18 protein-coding genes are annotated in these 16,858 nt (G+C 43.1%); 12 read left to right on the forward strand and 6 right to left on the reverse strand.

From position 1 onward, the window contains the following. Positions 1-42 precede the first annotated feature (42 nt). The 3 genes from E2R65_RS02810 to E2R65_RS02820 all read right to left on the reverse strand — a co-directional run bounded on the left by E2R65_RS02810 (position 43) and on the right by E2R65_RS02820 (position 3,083). Positions 43-828, reverse strand: coding sequence for an alpha/beta fold hydrolase (locus E2R65_RS02810; RefSeq protein ID WP_134334950.1), 786 nt, complete (start codon positions 826-828; stop codon positions 43-45). 207 nt (positions 829-1,035) lie between these two features. Next, complete coding sequence (locus tag E2R65_RS02815; protein ID WP_134334951.1) at positions 1,036-2,139, reverse strand: Gfo/Idh/MocA family protein; 1,104 nt, start codon at positions 2,137-2,139, stop codon at positions 1,036-1,038. An 83-nt stretch (positions 2,140-2,222) separates the two neighbouring features. Next, positions 2,223-3,083, reverse strand: a complete 861-nt coding sequence (locus tag E2R65_RS02820) for an N-acetylmuramoyl-L-alanine amidase family protein (protein ID WP_158285202.1) — start codon at positions 3,081-3,083, stop codon at positions 2,223-2,225. A gap of 172 nt (positions 3,084-3,255) precedes the next feature. On the opposite strand from E2R65_RS02820, the gene E2R65_RS02825 reads away from it, so the two are divergent. The 7 genes from E2R65_RS02825 (at position 3,256) to E2R65_RS02855 (ending at position 8,730) form a co-directional block, all read left to right on the forward strand. Next, on the forward strand, positions 3,256-3,588 hold the full coding sequence (locus E2R65_RS02825; RefSeq protein ID WP_134334953.1) for a hypothetical protein: 333 nt from the start codon (positions 3,256-3,258) through the stop codon (positions 3,586-3,588). Between the two features lie 152 nt (positions 3,589-3,740). Beyond that, a complete protein-coding gene (gene mnmD, locus E2R65_RS02830) occupies positions 3,741-4,445 on the forward strand; it encodes a tRNA (5-methylaminomethyl-2-thiouridine)(34)-methyltransferase MnmD (protein WP_134334954.1) in 705 nt (234 codons plus the stop codon). A 123-nt stretch (positions 4,446-4,568) separates the two neighbouring features. Beyond that, a complete protein-coding gene (mazG, locus tag E2R65_RS02835; RefSeq protein WP_134334955.1) occupies positions 4,569-5,372 on the forward strand; it encodes a nucleoside triphosphate pyrophosphohydrolase in 804 nt (267 codons plus the stop codon). Between the two features lie 64 nt (positions 5,373-5,436). Then, the gene (locus E2R65_RS02840) at positions 5,437-5,859 is read left to right on the forward strand and encodes a hypothetical protein (RefSeq protein ID WP_134334956.1); all 423 of its coding nucleotides are present in this window, start codon (positions 5,437-5,439) and stop codon (positions 5,857-5,859) included. A 126-nt stretch (positions 5,860-5,985) separates the two neighbouring features. Continuing rightward, positions 5,986-6,540, forward strand: coding sequence for an RNA polymerase sigma factor (locus E2R65_RS02845; RefSeq protein ID WP_134334957.1), 555 nt, complete (start codon positions 5,986-5,988; stop codon positions 6,538-6,540). Beyond that, a complete protein-coding gene (locus E2R65_RS02850; RefSeq protein WP_134334958.1) occupies positions 6,533-7,957 on the forward strand; it encodes a porin family protein in 1,425 nt (474 codons plus the stop codon). The genes E2R65_RS02845 and E2R65_RS02850 overlap by 8 nt, the downstream gene beginning before the upstream one ends. Before the next feature lie 74 nt (positions 7,958-8,031). Then, positions 8,032-8,730 carry a hypothetical protein gene (locus E2R65_RS02855; protein WP_134334959.1) on the forward strand — a complete coding sequence of 233 codons (699 nt, stop codon included), beginning with the start codon at positions 8,032-8,034 and terminating at the stop codon, positions 8,728-8,730. A gap of 5 nt (positions 8,731-8,735) precedes the next feature. Here E2R65_RS02855 and E2R65_RS02860 read toward each other — a convergent pair whose 3' ends face one another. Then, positions 8,736-9,956, reverse strand: coding sequence for an ABC transporter permease (locus E2R65_RS02860; protein WP_134334960.1), 1,221 nt, complete (start codon positions 9,954-9,956; stop codon positions 8,736-8,738). 86 nt (positions 9,957-10,042) lie between these two features. Between E2R65_RS02860 and E2R65_RS02865 the strand changes: the two genes are divergently transcribed. From E2R65_RS02865 to E2R65_RS02880, 4 genes are all read left to right on the forward strand, one after another. Further along, the gene (locus E2R65_RS02865; RefSeq protein WP_134334961.1) at positions 10,043-11,284 is read left to right on the forward strand and encodes an exo-beta-N-acetylmuramidase NamZ family protein; all 1,242 of its coding nucleotides are present in this window, start codon (positions 10,043-10,045) and stop codon (positions 11,282-11,284) included. A 37-nt stretch (positions 11,285-11,321) separates the two neighbouring features. Continuing rightward, positions 11,322-12,239, forward strand: coding sequence for a methionyl-tRNA formyltransferase (fmt, locus tag E2R65_RS02870; protein WP_183500289.1), 918 nt, complete (start codon positions 11,322-11,324; stop codon positions 12,237-12,239). Beyond that, positions 12,239-13,033: a DUF3050 domain-containing protein gene (locus E2R65_RS02875; RefSeq protein ID WP_134334962.1), complete on the forward strand. Its 795-nt coding sequence runs from the start codon at positions 12,239-12,241 to the stop codon at positions 13,031-13,033. Before fmt ends, E2R65_RS02875 begins: the two co-directional genes overlap by 1 nt. Before the next feature lie 119 nt (positions 13,034-13,152). Next, positions 13,153-13,455 carry a GIY-YIG nuclease family protein gene (locus E2R65_RS02880; RefSeq protein ID WP_134334963.1) on the forward strand — a complete coding sequence of 101 codons (303 nt, stop codon included), beginning with the start codon at positions 13,153-13,155 and terminating at the stop codon, positions 13,453-13,455. 129 nt (positions 13,456-13,584) lie between these two features. Here E2R65_RS02880 and E2R65_RS02885 read toward each other — a convergent pair whose 3' ends face one another. Together E2R65_RS02885 and E2R65_RS02890 are read right to left on the reverse strand one after the other, a co-directional pair. Beyond that, on the reverse strand, positions 13,585-14,418 hold the full coding sequence (locus E2R65_RS02885) for an aminotransferase class IV (RefSeq protein WP_134334964.1): 834 nt from the start codon (positions 14,416-14,418) through the stop codon (positions 13,585-13,587). A 176-nt stretch (positions 14,419-14,594) separates the two neighbouring features. Further along, on the reverse strand, positions 14,595-15,638 hold the full coding sequence (locus E2R65_RS02890; RefSeq protein ID WP_134334965.1) for an RluA family pseudouridine synthase: 1,044 nt from the start codon (positions 15,636-15,638) through the stop codon (positions 14,595-14,597). Positions 15,639-15,698: 60 nt separating this feature from the next. Between E2R65_RS02890 and E2R65_RS02895 the strand changes: the two genes are divergently transcribed. Continuing rightward, positions 15,699-16,589, forward strand: a complete 891-nt coding sequence (locus E2R65_RS02895) for a 1-aminocyclopropane-1-carboxylate deaminase/D-cysteine desulfhydrase (RefSeq protein ID WP_134334966.1) — start codon at positions 15,699-15,701, stop codon at positions 16,587-16,589. Positions 16,590-16,858: the final 269 nt, after the last annotated feature.

Genomic DNA, 16,858 nt, shown 5'->3' on the forward strand with positions numbered 1-16,858 from the left:
AAAGATGTTTAAACATCTTTTTATGAACAATTTATGACAATCCTAATTTTCATTAAAAAAGGCGTCTACACGTTTATTAAACTCGGCGGCGTGTTCTATCAGCGTACCATGGCCGGAATTTTTGAGAATCCATAATTTAGAACCGGGTATGTTTGCCTGTATCAGGCGGGTGTGCTTATCAGCAATCACATCATGATCGCCTGCTATGATATAGGCAGGGCATTTAATTTTATGCAGATCGATAAGTTTGATGTTTGGCTGTTCATAATCCAGCATAAACATTTTCCAGGCATTTTTTTCGGCAGCGGTGCGCCGTATCTTGTTCTTATTATCGTTGTAATACTTTTGCGATCCGGCCCAGCCATCGTTGCCAAAAGCAGCTGCATCAGCCGTAATGTTGGCACCGGTAGATGCAAATTTAATTACTTTATCAGGATGGCGTATAGCCATCAATATAGCATTGATGCCACCATCGCTCCAACCCAAAACATAAGCTTTAGGGATGTGCAAAGCATTCAGCAGCACTGCAAAATCATCCGCCATCTGCTCAAAGGTAATATAAGTGCGAGGGTCTTTTGACTTCCCCTGCGAACGGCTATCCACCAGTATCACCCGGTATTTTTTTGCAAAGTACGGCACATTTTCACTAAAGGCACTCATATCACCGCCGTTGCCGTGTATCATTAACAAAGGCGGGCCGCTGCCATATTCTTCTACATAAAGCTTTATACCGCGCACCTCATAATATTTACCAACTGCTGCATTTTTACCGTAAGGTATTTTTTGCGCAAAGCTAAATGCGGCTATTAATTGAGGTATCAGCGCCATTAGTATTATCCGTTTAAACTGCATAGATTTTAATAAGATGCGAAGACAGTAATCCCGCCGCTTTCATCCAGGCAATTAAACAGGCTGTAAATCGCATGAAGTAAATTCCCTGGCAGGTTACACATTATAGGATTCTTAACGAGGGCGTTCTCAATCACTTATATTATTCTCCAATTATCTTAGCTTATATCTCAGCTATTAACAATGTTAGATACTTTCCCATCTGCCGCTATTTAAACTACGGTATATAGCATCTACTACCTTCATATCTTTCAGCCCTTCTTCGCCGGGTACGCGGCTTTGCTTTTTAAGGTTAACGCAGGTTGCAAAATCATCCATTTGTGCGGCTTGCTGTGCATTATTGGGTATTTGCATAGGCTTGCCGTTTATTTTTCCATCTAAACCGCCGTAGCCGTAGGCAGGCTCTAATTCAAAGCTGCCTTTTTCTGTTTTGGCGCGCAAGTAACCCCAATCGTGGTTGTAACTGCTTTTGCCCGTAACTTTTTGCCCACCCGGAAACTTTAATTCCCAAAAAACGGTTTCGTCCACATCCTTAAACAGTTCGGGGCGGGTTTTTTCTTGCGTTGCTTTTACAGCAATGGGTTCCTGGCCCAGTGTGTAACGGGCGCCTTGTATGGCGTAGATACCCATATCCATTAAACCACCACCGCCTGCCAAAGCTTTTTTGATGCGCCAGGCGTTTGGGTCGCCATTGTAGGTAAAGCCGTTAGCGGTTTCTAATTGCGTTACTTTACCTAATATTTGCTTCTGGCCAAGGCGCATAACTTCTTGTGTATGCGGTTCGAAATGCAGGCGATAACCTATAGATAGCAGGCGATTGGCCTTTTTACAGGCTGCTATCATTTCGCGGCATTCTGCCGCATTAAGCGCCATTGGTTTTTCGCAAATAACATGTTTACCCGCTTGCGCCGCACGAATGGTGTACTCTTTATGCATAAATACAGGCAGTACGATGTACACAATATCAATATCCGGGTTTTTAGCTATATCATCAAAGTTTTGATAATTATATATGTTTTTTTGAGGGATGTTATATTTTTTAGACCATTCAACCGCTTTAGACGGCGTGCCTGTAACAATACCTGCCAGGTAGCAGTTACTTGTTTTTTGCAGGGCCGGGGCAAGCTGCCCGCTGCTATAACCACCCAACCCCACCAGTGCTATCCCCAGCCGTTTTGCCGGGGTTGCAGCAGCCAGCCCGGAAAGCGCCGGGCCAAGCAGCAATGCGCCTGCACTTATGGAACTATTACGTATAAATTTTCTGCGCGATGAGTCGACCGGATTTTCCATAGATGATTGTGTTAAATTAACAATAATTCTGCGCAAATTTCATACCCTTATTAATTGGGTGCGGATCTAACCAAATAAAAAAATCACTCAAAGCTATCTTTATACTTTTTAATAGCTACCAGTACCGCCTGTACGATGCTTGCCTGCCCTTCGTCAGAGTTAAGGTACTTTTCATCAGCCGGGTTATTGATAAAACCAGTTTCTATCAGCATACCGGGCATACCACTTTGCTGTAATACCAGCACCCCCTGCTCGCGTACGCCCAGGCTTTTACGGCCATGGTTCACTTTTAATTCATGATTGAGCAGGTTACCAAATTGTACACTTTGCTTGCGGTACCGCTGCTGAAAAGCGGCCAGCACAATGGCATTCAAAGCAGCGTCGTCTCCGTAACCGTTATATTTTTTCTGGTAATCTTTTTCTATAAAGATAGAGGCATTCTCGCGCAGGGCTTCCATTTGCTCCCCTTTACGGTGAAACCCATATACCAGCAATAAGGTGCCCCGTCTGCTCCCAACCTTTTCGGGCGATGAATTGCAGTGGATAGAGATAAACAGGTTCGCCTTATTATCATTAGCTATATCGGCACGTTTATGTAATTCAATAAACTTATCAGTACTGCGGGTAAGTATCACATCCACACCGCTTACCTCGCTGTTAATAGCCGCTTTTAGCTTTTTAGCGATGCTTAATGCAACGGTTTTCTCGTTAGAGTACGTGCCGTGCGCGCCGGGGTCTTTACCGCCGTGGCCGGCATCAATAACAATGGTTTTAAATTTAAATGATGCAGCCGCGGGGCCACCTTCAGCTTGTTTTATTTTACGTTTTTGCGATAGTGCAACCAAACTGCTACTAAACAGTATAAAAAAAAGTGCGAATTTAAAAGCAGATGACAAGTAGCCCGATAACATGCGGCAAAGGTAAATGCTTTGTTTTAAAAACATAACATGCTGATAATGTTTATATCTGATTTTTTTATGCAAGCCAGTCCTGATAACCCTCTGCAGATTTTTCAACATTTTATAAAAATATGCAACCTATACAGCGCCGGCTGCGTAATAAACTGTACTAAATACGCTTATCACTGCAATTATTTTAACGTGAAAGATAATTTATATGGACGAACTTATTTCTACATCTACAGCTAACTTCTTCTACTTCCTGATGGCGGGGTCGGTAATTGTGTACCTGATACTTAAGTTTGATGCCCAAAACCGTAAAAGGATCAACAACATAATGAAACAGGCTAAGAATGTAGAGCCTATGTTAATGAAAAAATCGGCACAGCGTAAACTACAGGAAATAAAAGTGGCTTGTAAAGATCAGAAGCCCGAAAGCAGTGTTGTTGAACAACAACTGGATGAATTGGTTAAAGCATATGATAAAGGACAGATAAGCCTGCCCGATTACTGCAACAAGCTTAACAGCCTGCTGGCAATGAGCGCTTAGTTGCGAAATTAAAAACGGATTTTTTTAGCGTGTATATTTTTTGAGATTAAACTGTTAACCCCTCCTTCGCACAGCGAAGAGGGGTTTTCTATTTAGATGCCGGGTTATGTACCGGGCGGGTTAATCAGCCAATTTGTGTAATTTGCCGCCAGATGAACGAAACTAACCAACAGCCATCCCATTTAGCAATTGTTAGCACTGCCGATGGCTCTAACACTATTTATAATGCACAGGTTGGCGAAAATTATCACTCGCGGCACGGCGCACTGCAAGAGAGCCTGCATGTTTTTGTAAGATCGGGCCTGGAGTATTTTCTGGAACATTCCGGCACAAATAACGATGAGGTATCTATATTGGAAGTGGGTTTTGGTACTGGCCTGAATTTTTTGCTTACGGCAGATTTTTGTACCCAACAAAATATCAACCTGGAATATACCGGCATAGAAGCTTACCCGCTTGCTACTGAACTAATTAGCCGCACCGGTTATAATAATTACGTATCTGCATCTGTTTGGGATAGTTTTTTAATAAATTACAAAGCAGTATCATCGGCACATGCCCCTTTAAATAATAAAGTAAAACTGGATATTGCAGTTACCCCCCTGGCCGATTTTACATCGGCTAACAAATACGATGTAATTTACTTTGATGCCTTTGCAGCCATACATCAGCCCGAAATGTGGAATGACGAGACTATTGCGCACACCCTTAGTTTTTTAAAACCCGGCGGCGTATTTGTAACCTATGCTATAACAGGCAACCTTAAACGCAGCATAAAAGCTTTGGGCTTAAAGGTGCAAAAAGCACCCGGCGCGCCCGGTAAAAGGGAAATGCTGAGAGCGGTAGCTGATCTATAGATGTAAGTATATGCGGATGAACCTTTTAGATGCAAACTCTCACAACTCAGATTTGTTAACTGCTAACCGGCAACTTACAACTGCCAATTGAATATCCTATCTTTGTTTATATAACATCATGCTATGCCAATAACTGCACCCATTGCCGCACACACCCCATCCGGCGCGTTCGAACGCCTGCTAACTATTATGGACGACCTGCGGATAAACTGCCCCTGGGATAAAAAACAAACCCTGGAAAGCTTAAGGCATCTTACCATAGAAGAAACCTACGAACTATCTGACGCCATATTAAGCGGCGAAATGGAAGAAATAAAGAAAGAACTGGGCGATTTAATGTTGCACCTGGTTTTTTATGCGCGTATAGCATCAGAAACTGATAGCTTTAACATCACCGGTGTGCTTAATGGCATTTGTGATAAACTGATTAACCGCCACCCGCATATTTACAGCGATACCCATGTTAATAACGAAGACGATGTTAAACGCAATTGGGAACAGATCAAACTAAAAGAAGGTAACAAGTCTGTTTTAGGCGGCGTACCTGCATCACTCCCGGCCCTGGTAAAGGCATCACGCATTCAGGAAAAAGCACGTGGTGTTGGGTTCGACTGGGATAATAAGGAACAGGTTTGGGCCAAGGTAGAAGAAGAGCTGCAGGAATTTAAAGAGGAATATAATGTTACCGGTGATAACACCATTGACCATGACAAGGCTGAAGGTGAATTTGGCGATCTGTTATTCTCGCTGATAAATTATGCCCGTTTCATAGGCATCAACCCCGAAGATGCGCTTGAAAAAACGAACCGTAAATTCATCAAACGCTTTCAATATTTAGAAAGCAAGGCAAAAGAGCAAGGCAAAAATCTGCATGATATGAACCTGGCCGAAATGGATGTTTTTTGGGAAGAGGCAAAAAAAGTTTAAATACACAGCATAATTGTAGCATTTATAATTTACCTGCGTAATGTTATTGTAATTACAAACGGATATGAAAAAATTAGTTTATGTTTTACCACTCCTGCTTACACTTGCAGCGGGTTGTTTGGGCAACAATAATGGCGACCCTATCCCCGATCCTGCAGGTACTTTTTCGGGCGAGTTCAGGCGCATCACCCGCAACTCCAACTCAACTATCGATACCTTAAAAGCAAACATCAAGGTGATCATAGAACCGGGCATAGGCTACCATGTATTGGGTGATACCAGCACAATACATGCAGGCAGCAAGGGGCATTACGGTATTGCAGGCAACGGAATTAAGTTTGTAGACGATACTTATCCCCAAACGGGCACACCTCAAAAAACCCATCTGGAAGGCGAATATCTTTTTGTTTACAACGGCAGTGTTTTTCAGATGACCAGGACCAGCGAAAACCTTGCCCTGCAATATGACCTGAAAAAAACCAATTAATTGTTGTTATGAATATCTGCCCTAACATGTTTAAGGCAAGTTTTTGTAATATTTTTCTTCGGTTGTAACGTTTAGGAAATTGGCGCGTAATGTAATAATCAACTTGAGCGGTATTAACAATAATTGATGCATTTACTTCACCGCATTACTGAGGAAGAGATAGTCAGTAGATGTAAATCAGGCAGCCTAAAGCACCAGGAACTACTATATAAACAGTTTTATGGCTATGCTATGGGTGTAAGCATGCGTTACAGCCACAATCAGGATGATGCCTTAGAGGTTGTAAATGATGCTTTTATAAAAATATTTAACAACATAAACACTTATAATACAGATAAACCATTTAGGGCCTGGCTGCGTACAATTGTTGTGAATACCGCTATTGACCGCCGCCGTAAAGAGTTAAAGCACCAAAGTAACACAGATATAGAGCATGCATACAGTGTTGGCAGCGATGCAAGCGCCATAGATAATTTAAACGCACAGGATATTTTAAAGCTAATGAAGCAGCTGCCTCAAATACAGCTTACAATTTTTAACATGTACGAAATAGACGGCTATAACCACGATGAAATAGGCAAAATATTGAACCTGCCGGCAAGTTCATCAAGGGTTTACCTAAGCAGGGCCAAAGAGAAACTAAGGCACCTGTTAACAACCGAAACACGACACCATGAATGAGCAGTTTGATAAAAAACTAAGCAACCGTATCAGGCAGGTGTTTGATCATTACGAACATCCGGGCGCTGATGCCGGCTGGGCGCAATTAAAAAAGCAACTCCCGGCTAAAGAAAGGCGCAATAAAGTTGCCTGGCTTTGGTGGAGCAGCGCTGCGGCCATTGCAGTTGTGTTTTTGGGTTTAGGCATTTGGTATAACAACGCGGGTACGGCTATAAATAATATGGCAGTAAAGCATGCTGCAAAACAAAAGCAACAACCTTTAACAGATCACGCTAAAACAAATACCGGCAGCAGTATAAAAGGTGCACCGCTGCATGCGGATAGCAACCAACCTGTTATTGCCCAAAACACTACCCCGGCATTCAACAGAACAATTGTTATACCGGCCTATACTAAACCAACTTATATGTCATCATCTGCAGCAAATGGTTCCAACAGTAAGCCGTATGCTCAACACGCAAACCCGATAGGTCATCCACAGCCTGTGTTTAACAATACACAGCAAACTGTAATAGCACAAACAAAACCGGGCATAACTACCATTGCCGACAGCCCTAAAATAGCTGTTAATATTGCCGCCCAACAGCAAATTGCCCATAACAGCCAACCCGACTCAATCGGTGTAAAATCATTTAGTAAAAACACCGCTACGCCTAACAATATAGTAAAACAAAAATCTGTAAAAAACATAAATGATATGCTTGCAGAAAACAATTTACACCTATCAAAAAACACCACTACAGCTGATAAACAGGCGGCAAAGAAGGTAAACTTTAGTATTTATGCGGCCACTTACTTTAATTATGCCGAGGGCAGCAGCAGCCAGATAAATGCAGGCGCGGGTATTACATCTGATTTTAGGTTGAGCAAAAATTTAAAGCTATCAACAGGTGTGGCGCTGGCACAAAACTCTTTAAGCTACACATCAAATGCACCGGCCACAAGTGCTGCAAAAAATATGGTAGCCGCAGCCCCAGCGCTAAAACAGGAAGCTTTGTTTGCAACATCGGCCGTGCTGCCCATATTTAAAAACTATAATGCCAGCCTGGTTGGGCTTGATATCCCTATTAATATTAAATATGAATTTAACCCGCAAAAAAATGACACCTATGTATCAGCAGGGCTCAGTTCGGGGACTTTTATTAACGAAAATTATACTTACAACTATACCTACGGCAATGGTGCTTCACCCAATTCAAACGGCGAGGACCAGCAAACAACCCGCAACAGTTTCAACAGCTTTTATTTTGGTAAAACGCTCAACTTATCATTTGGAGTGGGTTACCCTGTAGGCGGCAACAGGCTTATTGTAGAGCCATTTGTTAAGTATCCGCTGGGTGGCCTGGGCGCGCAGGATATCCGCTTTGGCGCCGGTGGCGTAAACCTTAAATTCAGCTTTAAAACGCAAAAAAAATAGTTGCTTAGATCTTACATCTTGTTTGATGATTAATTTTTGCATTATTGCAGATCTAAACCATTATCAAACAATTAATGAGAAAACCTTTACTCACTATTGCACTGCTATTTTTTGTCACATTGCTATTTGCTCAAAAAACCGAATTTTCATTCGGCGGATATACTACGCTGATGCATTTTTCGGGGCCATCTGCCACAGCGACAACAATTCTTAACCGGGGCCAGGTCGATTACACTAATAATCCGTATGGCAGCAAAAATGGTAACAGCTTCGGTATATTCGTGCAAGGCCAATACATTCAAAAAAACAACTTTATTATAGGCCTGCAAACAGGTACAGATGTTTTAAGGAGTAAAGTAAACATTACAGAAACCACTCCCTCGTCTACCCCATACCCGGCCTACGCAACCGGAACAACTACAGTTAGCAACCAGTACATAAATCTTAATCCGTTTATTGGGTTCAGGCTGGAAGCATCAAAAATACAACTCGACCTCTCTGCAGGTGTAGAAACAGCTTTTGTAACCCGCTCTTATGAAGAAGGGATGATCTATTCAAAAAATGGCGCAGTTTACAGAACTAACAACAATATCCGGAATTTAAAAACAGACAATCGGATAAAATTAGGATTAGCTGCTTATTATGAAAGAGTTAGCATAAATGCAAGTTACGCTCATGGATTTTCTGATTATGCAAAAGGTATGATTGGGGCGCAAAACAGCGGTGCTTACACAAACGTACTAAGATTTGGTATTGGCTTCAAAATTTTTTAAAACCGTTATTTAAATCTGATAGCTTTTACCGGCGATATGCGCGTAACCAGCATAGATGGAATGATGAGCACCAGCAGGCATACGATAAGCGTACCCAGGTTAAGCAGTAAAACATCCATCCAAACAATTTTAATGGGGACGAAAGTCATGTAGTAAGATGCGCGGTCCAGCTTAAAAAAATGCGTTTGCTGCTGAAAGAAGCCCAGCCCAAGCCCAAGCGCATTACCTAATACCAGCCCAAGCCCTATAAGGTAAGTAGCATTGTATAAAAATATTTTTTGGATAGCCCAGTTACCTGCGCCCATAGCTTTAAGCATCCCTATCATAGCCGTACGTTCCAGTATCATAATCAGCAGGGCAGATATCATATTAATAACCGCTACGGCTATCATCAGTACCAGCATTACTACGGTATTTACATCCAGCATCCCCAGCCATTCAAATATAGTAGGATAGTTCTCCAGCACGGTGTATGATTTTAGCTTGATGGGGATTCTATCATTAATGGCATCAGCAGTGGCATTCAGTTCATTAAAATCGCTGATGCGTACTTCGTAACCGCCAATTTCGCCTTTGGTCCAGTTATTCAGTCGTTTTACCAGGGCCAGGTCGCCAATAACAAAAGTTTTGTCAACCTCATCTACACCTATGCTAAACACGCCAACAATTTTAAGTTTACGCTTGCGCAGAGGTTCCTGCACAAAATACATCATCAGGTCGTCGCCTGTTTTTAATTTTAACCGGTTAGCCGTAAGCTGCGATATCATGATCTGATTTTGTACTTCGGCAGTATCGCTGTACTGGATAACCGTACCCGTAACCATCGCTTTTTTAATATAGTCCCAATTGTAAGTTTTGTCTACCCCCTTAAGCACCACACCTTCAATCTCGTTATTGGCCTTGATAATGCCGGGTTTTGCCGCATACGGGTAAACCCCGGTAACCTGCCCTACCAACCTGATTGCTTTTACTATAGCCGCACTATCTGTAAAAGCAGAGCGTTCATAAGATGCATTATTATCCAGCTTAACAATCTGTATGTCGCCGGCAAATCCCCTCACCTTTTCGCGTATCTCCTGTTTAAAGCCTTTAATAACAGCTATAGACAGTATCATTACGCCAAGGCCAAGCATTATGCCAATAATGGCTATGCGCACAATCAGTTTAGAGAATGTGCGCTTGCTTTTAAATGTAATACGACTTGATATAAACCCTGCGAAATTCAATGCTGAAATGATTTTTTGTACCTTCGCAAAGATGCGTTTTTACACGTAAACATAATACGTTAAAATTTGCTTTAACATCAAAACTTATGACCGGCATCAAATTATACACTCCCATATTAGCATTGAGCCTGCTTTTTTTTAAATGCGATAATTTTGCGCAGGCCCCAAACGGCGCCCAAAAAACGCCAAATAACGCCCAAAAAAAGCAACTAATCGCCCCTGTTTTACCCGCTGCCGATCGGCTGGATACCTATTTGGGTTATCTTAAGGGCCGCAAGATCGGGATGCTCATCAACCAGACATCCATCATCGGCAGCAACAAAAAACCTTTGGTAGACAGTTTGCTGAAACTTGGCGTAAACATCAAAAAGATCTACGGGCCCGAGCATGGCTTTAGGGGTAATGCCAGCGATGGCGCCAAAATAGATAATACGGTTGATGCGGTTACCGGCCTGCCTGCCCTATCGCTTTACGGCAAACACTTTAAACCCACGCCCGACGACCTGAAAGGCATCAACCTGATGCTATTTGATGTGCAGGATGTAGGCACCAGGTTTTATACCTACATATCTACCCTGCATTATGTAATGGAGGCCTGCGCCGAAAATAACATAGAACTGATGATACTGGACAGGCCCAACCCCAACGGCGTTTATGTGGATGGCCCCATTTTAGATACGGCCTTCCGTTCGTTTGTAGGCATGCACCCCATCCCCGTTTTACACGGGATGACCATTGCCGAATACGCCCAAATGATAAACGGCGAAGGATGGTTAAAAAACAAGGTAAAGTGTAAACTAAAAATTATTAAGGTTGCCAATTATCAGCATGATATGGATTATACACTGCCGGTTAACCCCTCGCCTAATTTAAACACGGCACAATCTGTTTTACTATACCCGCATATCTGTTTTTTTGAGGGTACCAAGTTAAGCCTGGGCCGCGGTACGCTGTTCCCGTTCCAGGTGATAGGCAGCCCTTTGTTAAAGGATAAATACACCTTTAACTTTAAGCCGGTAAGCATCCCCGGCATGAGCGATAAACCGCCGCTTAAAGATACCATTTGCTATGGCATCGACCTTAAAAATTACAATATGCAAACCATTCGCAGCAGCGGAAAGCTTAATTTGGCATGGTTAATTGATATATACAACATTTACCCGGATAAAGCCCACTTTTTTACACCATACTTTAAAAAACTGGCCGGCAACGACGAACTAAGGCAACAGATTATTGCCGGCAAAACCGAGGCAGAAGTACGCCGGAGCTGGGAACCCGGCCTAAGCAAATTTAAAGCTATCCGGGCTAAATATTTGCTATACAAATAATACTATCTATCTGTAAAACATATTTGAGCGCGCAAAAATGAGAATTATATTTATGGGTACACCGCAATTTGCCGTAGCATCTTTAGATGCTTTGATAAAGGCAGGCTGCGATATTGTTGCCGTAGTAACCGCACCTGATAAACCCGCAGGCAGGGGCCAAAAGGTAAATCAATCTGCCGTAAAACAATATGCTGATGCGAACGGCATAAAAGTATTACAGCCCGAGAAGCTAAAGAACCCGGAATTTATACAGCAGCTACAGGCCTTAAAGGCCGATCTGCAGGTAGTAGTGGCCTTCCGGATGCTGCCCGAGGCCGTTTGGAATATGCCGCCGAAAGGTACCATTAACCTGCATGCATCCTTATTACCGCAATACCGCGGTGCGGCACCTATCAACTGGGCCATCATCAACGGCGAAAAAGAAAGCGGCGTAACCACCTTTTTTTTAAAGCATGACATTGATACCGGCGACATCCTTTTTACCGAAAAAGTGACCCTAAACGGCACAGAAACCGCCGGCGACCTGCACGACCGCCTGATGAATAAAGGCGCCGGCCTGCTGGTAAAAACCGTAAAAGGGATAGAAAGCGGCCGCTACCACGAGCACCCCCAGGAAGAACTGGCCGAGGGGATGGAACTAAAACATGCCCCTAAAATTTTCAAAGCAGATTGTTTGATCGATTTTAATCAGCCGGTAGAGCGGGTTTATAACCTGATCCGTGGGTTGAGCCCTTCTCCTGTTGCATATACCTTGTTAAATGATAAAGTATTAAAAATATACAACGCCACTTATGAAGCCTGCGAGCCGGGCATTGCTGCGGGTGGTTTTATTACCAACCACAAAACCAGTTTAAAATTTGCGGCGAAGGATGGTTTCATCTGCCTAACAGATATACAACTGGAAGGCAAAAAGCGCATGGGCATAGAAGAATTTTTAAGAGGGATAAAATTATAATGATGACGAATACCGACAGAATAGCCAGGCTGCAAACAGAAATTGAGCCATTACGCGCGCAATTAATAAAACATCCCTTATATCAAAACATTAACAGCATGGATAGCCTGCATACCTTTATGCAGCATCACCTATTTGCTGTATGGGATTTCATGTCGCTATTGAAGGCATTGCAGCAAAACCTTACCTGCACCACCCTGCCGTGGATGCCGGTTGGCAATGCCAATACCCGCTACCTCATCAACGAGATTGTTACCGGCGAAGAAAGCGATGTAGACCATACCGGCACCCGCACCAGTCATTTTGAATTATACCTAAAAGCAATGGAGCAGGCCAGTGCCGATACCTCGGCCATATTATCCTTATTTAAGCAACTCAGCACACAAAAAGAGGTAAACACTGCCTTAGCCAATGCCGATATGCCTGCAGCAGCACGTGACTTTGTAACACACACCTTTGAGGTGATTGCCACCAACCAAAGCTTTTTGCAGGCAGCCGTGTTCACCTTTGGCCGCGAGGACCTGATACCGGGCATGTTCATAGAAATGGTAAAAGAACTGAACGGGCAACTGCCCGGTAAGGTTGACATATTACTCTACTACCTGGAGCGCCATATTGAAGTTGACGGCGATCACCATTCCCAGTTAGCCTACCAAATGACCGCCGAACTTTGCGGAGAAGATGAAACCAAGTGGACGGTAGCAACCACGGCTGTTAAACAGGCATTGCAGGCACGCGTTGCTTTATGGGATGGGATCCTGGCAGAGATAAAGGCGGAAGTTATTGAGGGGTAAATAATCATTCAACAAGGCCACAGCATATGGCACTCATAAACGCTCAGATAAAAGAATCCGCCTGTCATTTCGAACGAGCATAGCGAGGAGAAATCTTATACAAGCAGTAAGTAGCCAACATGTGGAATTACAATTATTATGTTTATATCACTACCAATCACGATAAAACCGTTTTATATATTGGTGTTACTAATGATTTAAACCGAAGATTGTATGAACACAGAGAACATAAAGGCACGGGAAAATCGTTTACTGCAAAATACTATTGTTATAACCTGGTGTATTATGAACATTTTTCTAAAATTGAATATGCCATTGAGCGTGAAAAAGAAATAAAAAAATGGCGACGAGAGAAAAAAAACGCCTTAATTAAAGCAACAAATCCCGATTGGAAGTTTTTAAACAATGAAATTGATAAATAACGTCATCCCGAACGATAGAGATAAATCTTCGGCACGAAGTAAGTAGCTATCCTGCAAGCGTTGCATCAGGGCGTAGAAGATTTCTCCTCGTACCTCGTTCGAAATGACATAATGGTAATATCCATTTTCTTACAACTTATTCAACTCGTCTATCAACGTTTTGCTGATGCGGTTAAAATATCGTTTTACGCCGTATCCCATCACCCATTGAATGCCTTTGGTGGCGTTGGTTAAAAATACTTCGTCGGCCTGGTTCAATATTTCGGGGTTTATCTGCGCCTCGGTAACGGGGATGTTATTATCAAGGGCAAGCTGTATCACTACCCGGCGCATTACACCCTCTACGCAACCTTCGCTAAGGGCAGGTGTGTATAAATGGTTTTGGTACCACACAAACAGGTTAGAGCTGTTGGCTTCGCATAAAAACCGGTTCTGGTTCAGCAAAAACACATCATCCAGCTTATTTTGCTGTTTATAGATCCCCGCCATTACATAGATGAGCGAATTACAGGTTTTAATGTTCGATAGCCAGTTGAGCGGTTTCGGCAGTTCGGTATAAACATCCATGATCAGGCCGCGCTCATTCAAAAAATAACGGGGCTCATCAATCGGTTGGATCTCCAGGCTGTAGGCCATTTTATTTTGGGTAGGCGTGTATAAACCCTCGGCATCGCGGTAAACGGTAAGGCGCAGGCGGCCGTGTTTTATTTTGTTACGGCGCGCCAGCTCTTCTACCTTTTCTTTCAAAAACCAGCTGTCGGCCTGCGAGTAGCCATCTATCTTCAGGGCTTTCATACCCTTCTGCAGGCGCTCGGCATGCAGCTCGGGGAACTTAAGCTTCCCCTTCATTACCCTCATACTTTCAAACAAGCCATCGCCATACCTGAATGCCCTGTTGGCAATGGTAAGCAATACGCTATCTTCAGGTATTATCTCTCCGTTAAAATTGATATAAAGAGGCATTCGTAGCTATGAGATTTGAAATGTTAAATGTAAGATTAACGCTTTTGCAAACGTAGATAAAACGATAATCACTACCTACAACATTTAATAACCGAAAAAATTTTACTTACTATAATTTATTTTTTGATGAAACTTTGATAATGGCTGTTTTGCTCTTCTGCCTGATTGCTAAGATCTCAACTCTCTTTTCCCACATCTGTTTTAACATATTTGCGCCATTTTTCTAAAACGCCTTCAAAATCAGCAGGTAAGGGAGCTTCAAAATAAATATCCTTTTTGAGTGAAGGATGCAAAAACCCAAGCGATTGTGCATGCAGTGCCTGGCGCGGCATTATTTCAAAACAATTATCTACAAACTGGCGATATTTGCTAAACACGGTGCCCTTTAATATTTTATCGCCGCCGTACATCGCATCGCTGAACAGCGGGTGGCCAATATGTTTCATATGTGCACGGATCTGGTGGGTGCGGCCGGTTTCCAGTTTACATTCTATCAGCGTAACATAACCCATACGCTCCAGCACTTTATAATGCGTTACGGCCCACTTACCCTTCTCCGGGTCGTCGTATATGGACATTACCCGGCGGTCGTTCACGCTGCGGCCAATATAACCGCTAACGGTACCGTCTTCAGCAATATCGCCCCATGCCAGCGCTATATATTTGCGGTTGATGGTATGATCGTAAAACTGCTTGGCCAGGTAATTCATGCTCCGCTCGTTCTTGCTGATGAGCAGCAGGCCGCTGGTATCCTTATCAATACGGTGCACCAGCCCCGGGCGCCCATCATTCCCCGGCAGGGTTGGGAGCTGGTTAAAATGATAAACCAAGGCGTTTACCAAAGTACCTGTGTAGTTATTATACCCCGGATGCACCACCATACCGGCGGTTTTATTAACAATCAGTACGTCATTGTCTTCATAAACGATATTGATAGGCAGGTCCTCGGGGTAAACCTCGGTATCACGCGGCGGGTGCGGCAACACTACCGATATTACATCCTGTGGTTTTACCTTGTAGCTTGATTTTGCCGGCTTATCATTTACCAGCACATTACCCGCCTCAATAGCATTTTGGATGCGGTTACGTGAAGCATTCTCTACCCGGTGCATCAAAAATTTATCTATCCGCAACAGCGACTGCCCCTTATCAACAACCACGCGCAGGTGTTCAAATAAATCCTGTTCATCGCTGTCAATTATGGCGGTATCATCAATCATAGGGCAAAAGTAATATTATTCGGCCTAACTATATATTGGCATTAATCATAAGTTTGCAAGGTGCATATCAGTCTTGACATATACAGCCCGGTGCAGCAGATCCAAAACGATCTGTTTACCTTCAAAGGGATTCAGCTATACATTAAACGCGATGATCTGATCCATCCTGTTATATCGGGCAATAAATGGCGCAAGCTCAAATATGTATTACAACAGGCGCAGGCAAAAAACAAAAACCACCTGGTAACCTTTGGCGGGGCCTATTCCAATCATTTACTGGCAACTGCGGCAGCGGCAGCAAAATTTGGTTTTAAAGCAACGGGCATTATACGTGGCGAAAAGGTAGAGAATGATACGCTGTTCCTGTGCAAATTGCACGGCATGGAGCTGATATTTACCGATAGGGAGATCTATCGCGATAAGCCGGCGTTATTTAATAAGCTTTTTGCTGATGATGAACAGGCATTTTTTATTGATGAAGGCGGCGCATCCCCAGAGGGCGCCAAAGGCTGCAGCGAGTTGGTAAACGAACTTACAGATACGTATCACCATATCTTTTGTGCCTGCGGCACCGGCACTACCGCAGCGGGTATCATTAACGGCATAACAAAAAACAACCTGCCCACGCAGTTTAACGCTATACCGGTTTTTAAGAACGGCGGTTTTATAAAAGATGAGATCGACCGCTTTTTAACCGCAACTGCCAATTACGCACTGCACCTGGATTACCACTTTGGCGGTTATGCCAAAACAACGCCGCAACTCATCAGTTTTGTTAAGCAATTTACAGTCGAAACCGGTATCCTGATAGAACCAATTTATACCGGCAAAATGCTCTACGCAATTTATGATCTTGCAGCAAAAGATCACTTCGCACCCGGCACCAAAATACTGGCCATCCACAGCGGCGGCATCTGGGGTTTGCTGGGGATGAAGGATAAGTTTATTTGAGGTGCAGATTGCGATGTGCCAATGAAAATGAGCTTGTAGATGTAGTGATTTTAGAAACCAGGTAGATGTTCAATCTGCATATTTGCACATCTGAAATCTACACATCAACTCATATTTGCACATCCATTTTCATCTGCACATCTGCATATTTGCACATCCGCACATCTATTCCCGGCTCATACTGAAACGCCATTTAGTCCAAAAAACAGGTTTAGTTCATTTAAAGTTACTTTTTTGCCAATTGGTATAAAAACCTTTAAATTATTGTT

Origin of the sequence: Mucilaginibacter phyllosphaerae (genome assembly GCF_004378255.1) — a bacterium.
Lineage (GTDB): Bacteria > Bacteroidota > Bacteroidia > Sphingobacteriales > Sphingobacteriaceae > Mucilaginibacter > Mucilaginibacter phyllosphaerae.

What these genes read in the sequence shown, in the direction of transcription:
- E2R65_RS02875 (WP_134334962.1), top strand. Translation starts at nt 12,239, where the DNA reads ATGATGACGAATACCGACAGAATAGCCAGGCTGCAAACAGAAATTGAG.
- fmt (WP_183500289.1), top strand. Translation starts at nt 11,322, where the DNA reads ATGAGAATTATATTTATGGGTACACCGCAATTTGCCGTAGCATCTTTA.
- E2R65_RS02820 (WP_158285202.1), bottom strand. Translation starts at nt 3,083, where the DNA reads ATGTTTTTAAAACAAAGCATTTACCTTTGCCGCATGTTATCGGGCTAC.
- E2R65_RS02810 (WP_134334950.1), bottom strand. Translation starts at nt 828, where the DNA reads ATGGCGCTGATACCTCAATTAATAGCCGCATTTAGCTTTGCGCAAAAA.
- E2R65_RS02825 (WP_134334953.1), top strand. Translation starts at nt 3,256, where the DNA reads ATGGACGAACTTATTTCTACATCTACAGCTAACTTCTTCTACTTCCTG.
- E2R65_RS02850 (WP_134334958.1), top strand. Translation starts at nt 6,533, where the DNA reads ATGAATGAGCAGTTTGATAAAAAACTAAGCAACCGTATCAGGCAGGTG.
- E2R65_RS02855 (WP_134334959.1), top strand. Translation starts at nt 8,032, where the DNA reads ATGAGAAAACCTTTACTCACTATTGCACTGCTATTTTTTGTCACATTG.
- E2R65_RS02880 (WP_134334963.1), top strand. Translation starts at nt 13,153, where the DNA reads ATGTGGAATTACAATTATTATGTTTATATCACTACCAATCACGATAAA.
- E2R65_RS02845 (WP_134334957.1), top strand. Translation starts at nt 5,986, where the DNA reads ATGCATTTACTTCACCGCATTACTGAGGAAGAGATAGTCAGTAGATGT.
- E2R65_RS02815 (WP_134334951.1), bottom strand. Translation starts at nt 2,139, where the DNA reads ATGGAAAATCCGGTCGACTCATCGCGCAGAAAATTTATACGTAATAGT.
- E2R65_RS02840 (WP_134334956.1), top strand. Translation starts at nt 5,437, where the DNA reads ATGAAAAAATTAGTTTATGTTTTACCACTCCTGCTTACACTTGCAGCG.
- E2R65_RS02865 (WP_134334961.1), top strand. Translation starts at nt 10,043, where the DNA reads ATGACCGGCATCAAATTATACACTCCCATATTAGCATTGAGCCTGCTT.
- mazG (WP_134334955.1), top strand. Translation starts at nt 4,569, where the DNA reads ATGCCAATAACTGCACCCATTGCCGCACACACCCCATCCGGCGCGTTC.
- mnmD (WP_134334954.1), top strand. Translation starts at nt 3,741, where the DNA reads ATGAACGAAACTAACCAACAGCCATCCCATTTAGCAATTGTTAGCACT.
- E2R65_RS02890 (WP_134334965.1), bottom strand. Translation starts at nt 15,638, where the DNA reads ATGATTGATGATACCGCCATAATTGACAGCGATGAACAGGATTTATTT.
- E2R65_RS02885 (WP_134334964.1), bottom strand. Translation starts at nt 14,418, where the DNA reads ATGCCTCTTTATATCAATTTTAACGGAGAGATAATACCTGAAGATAGC.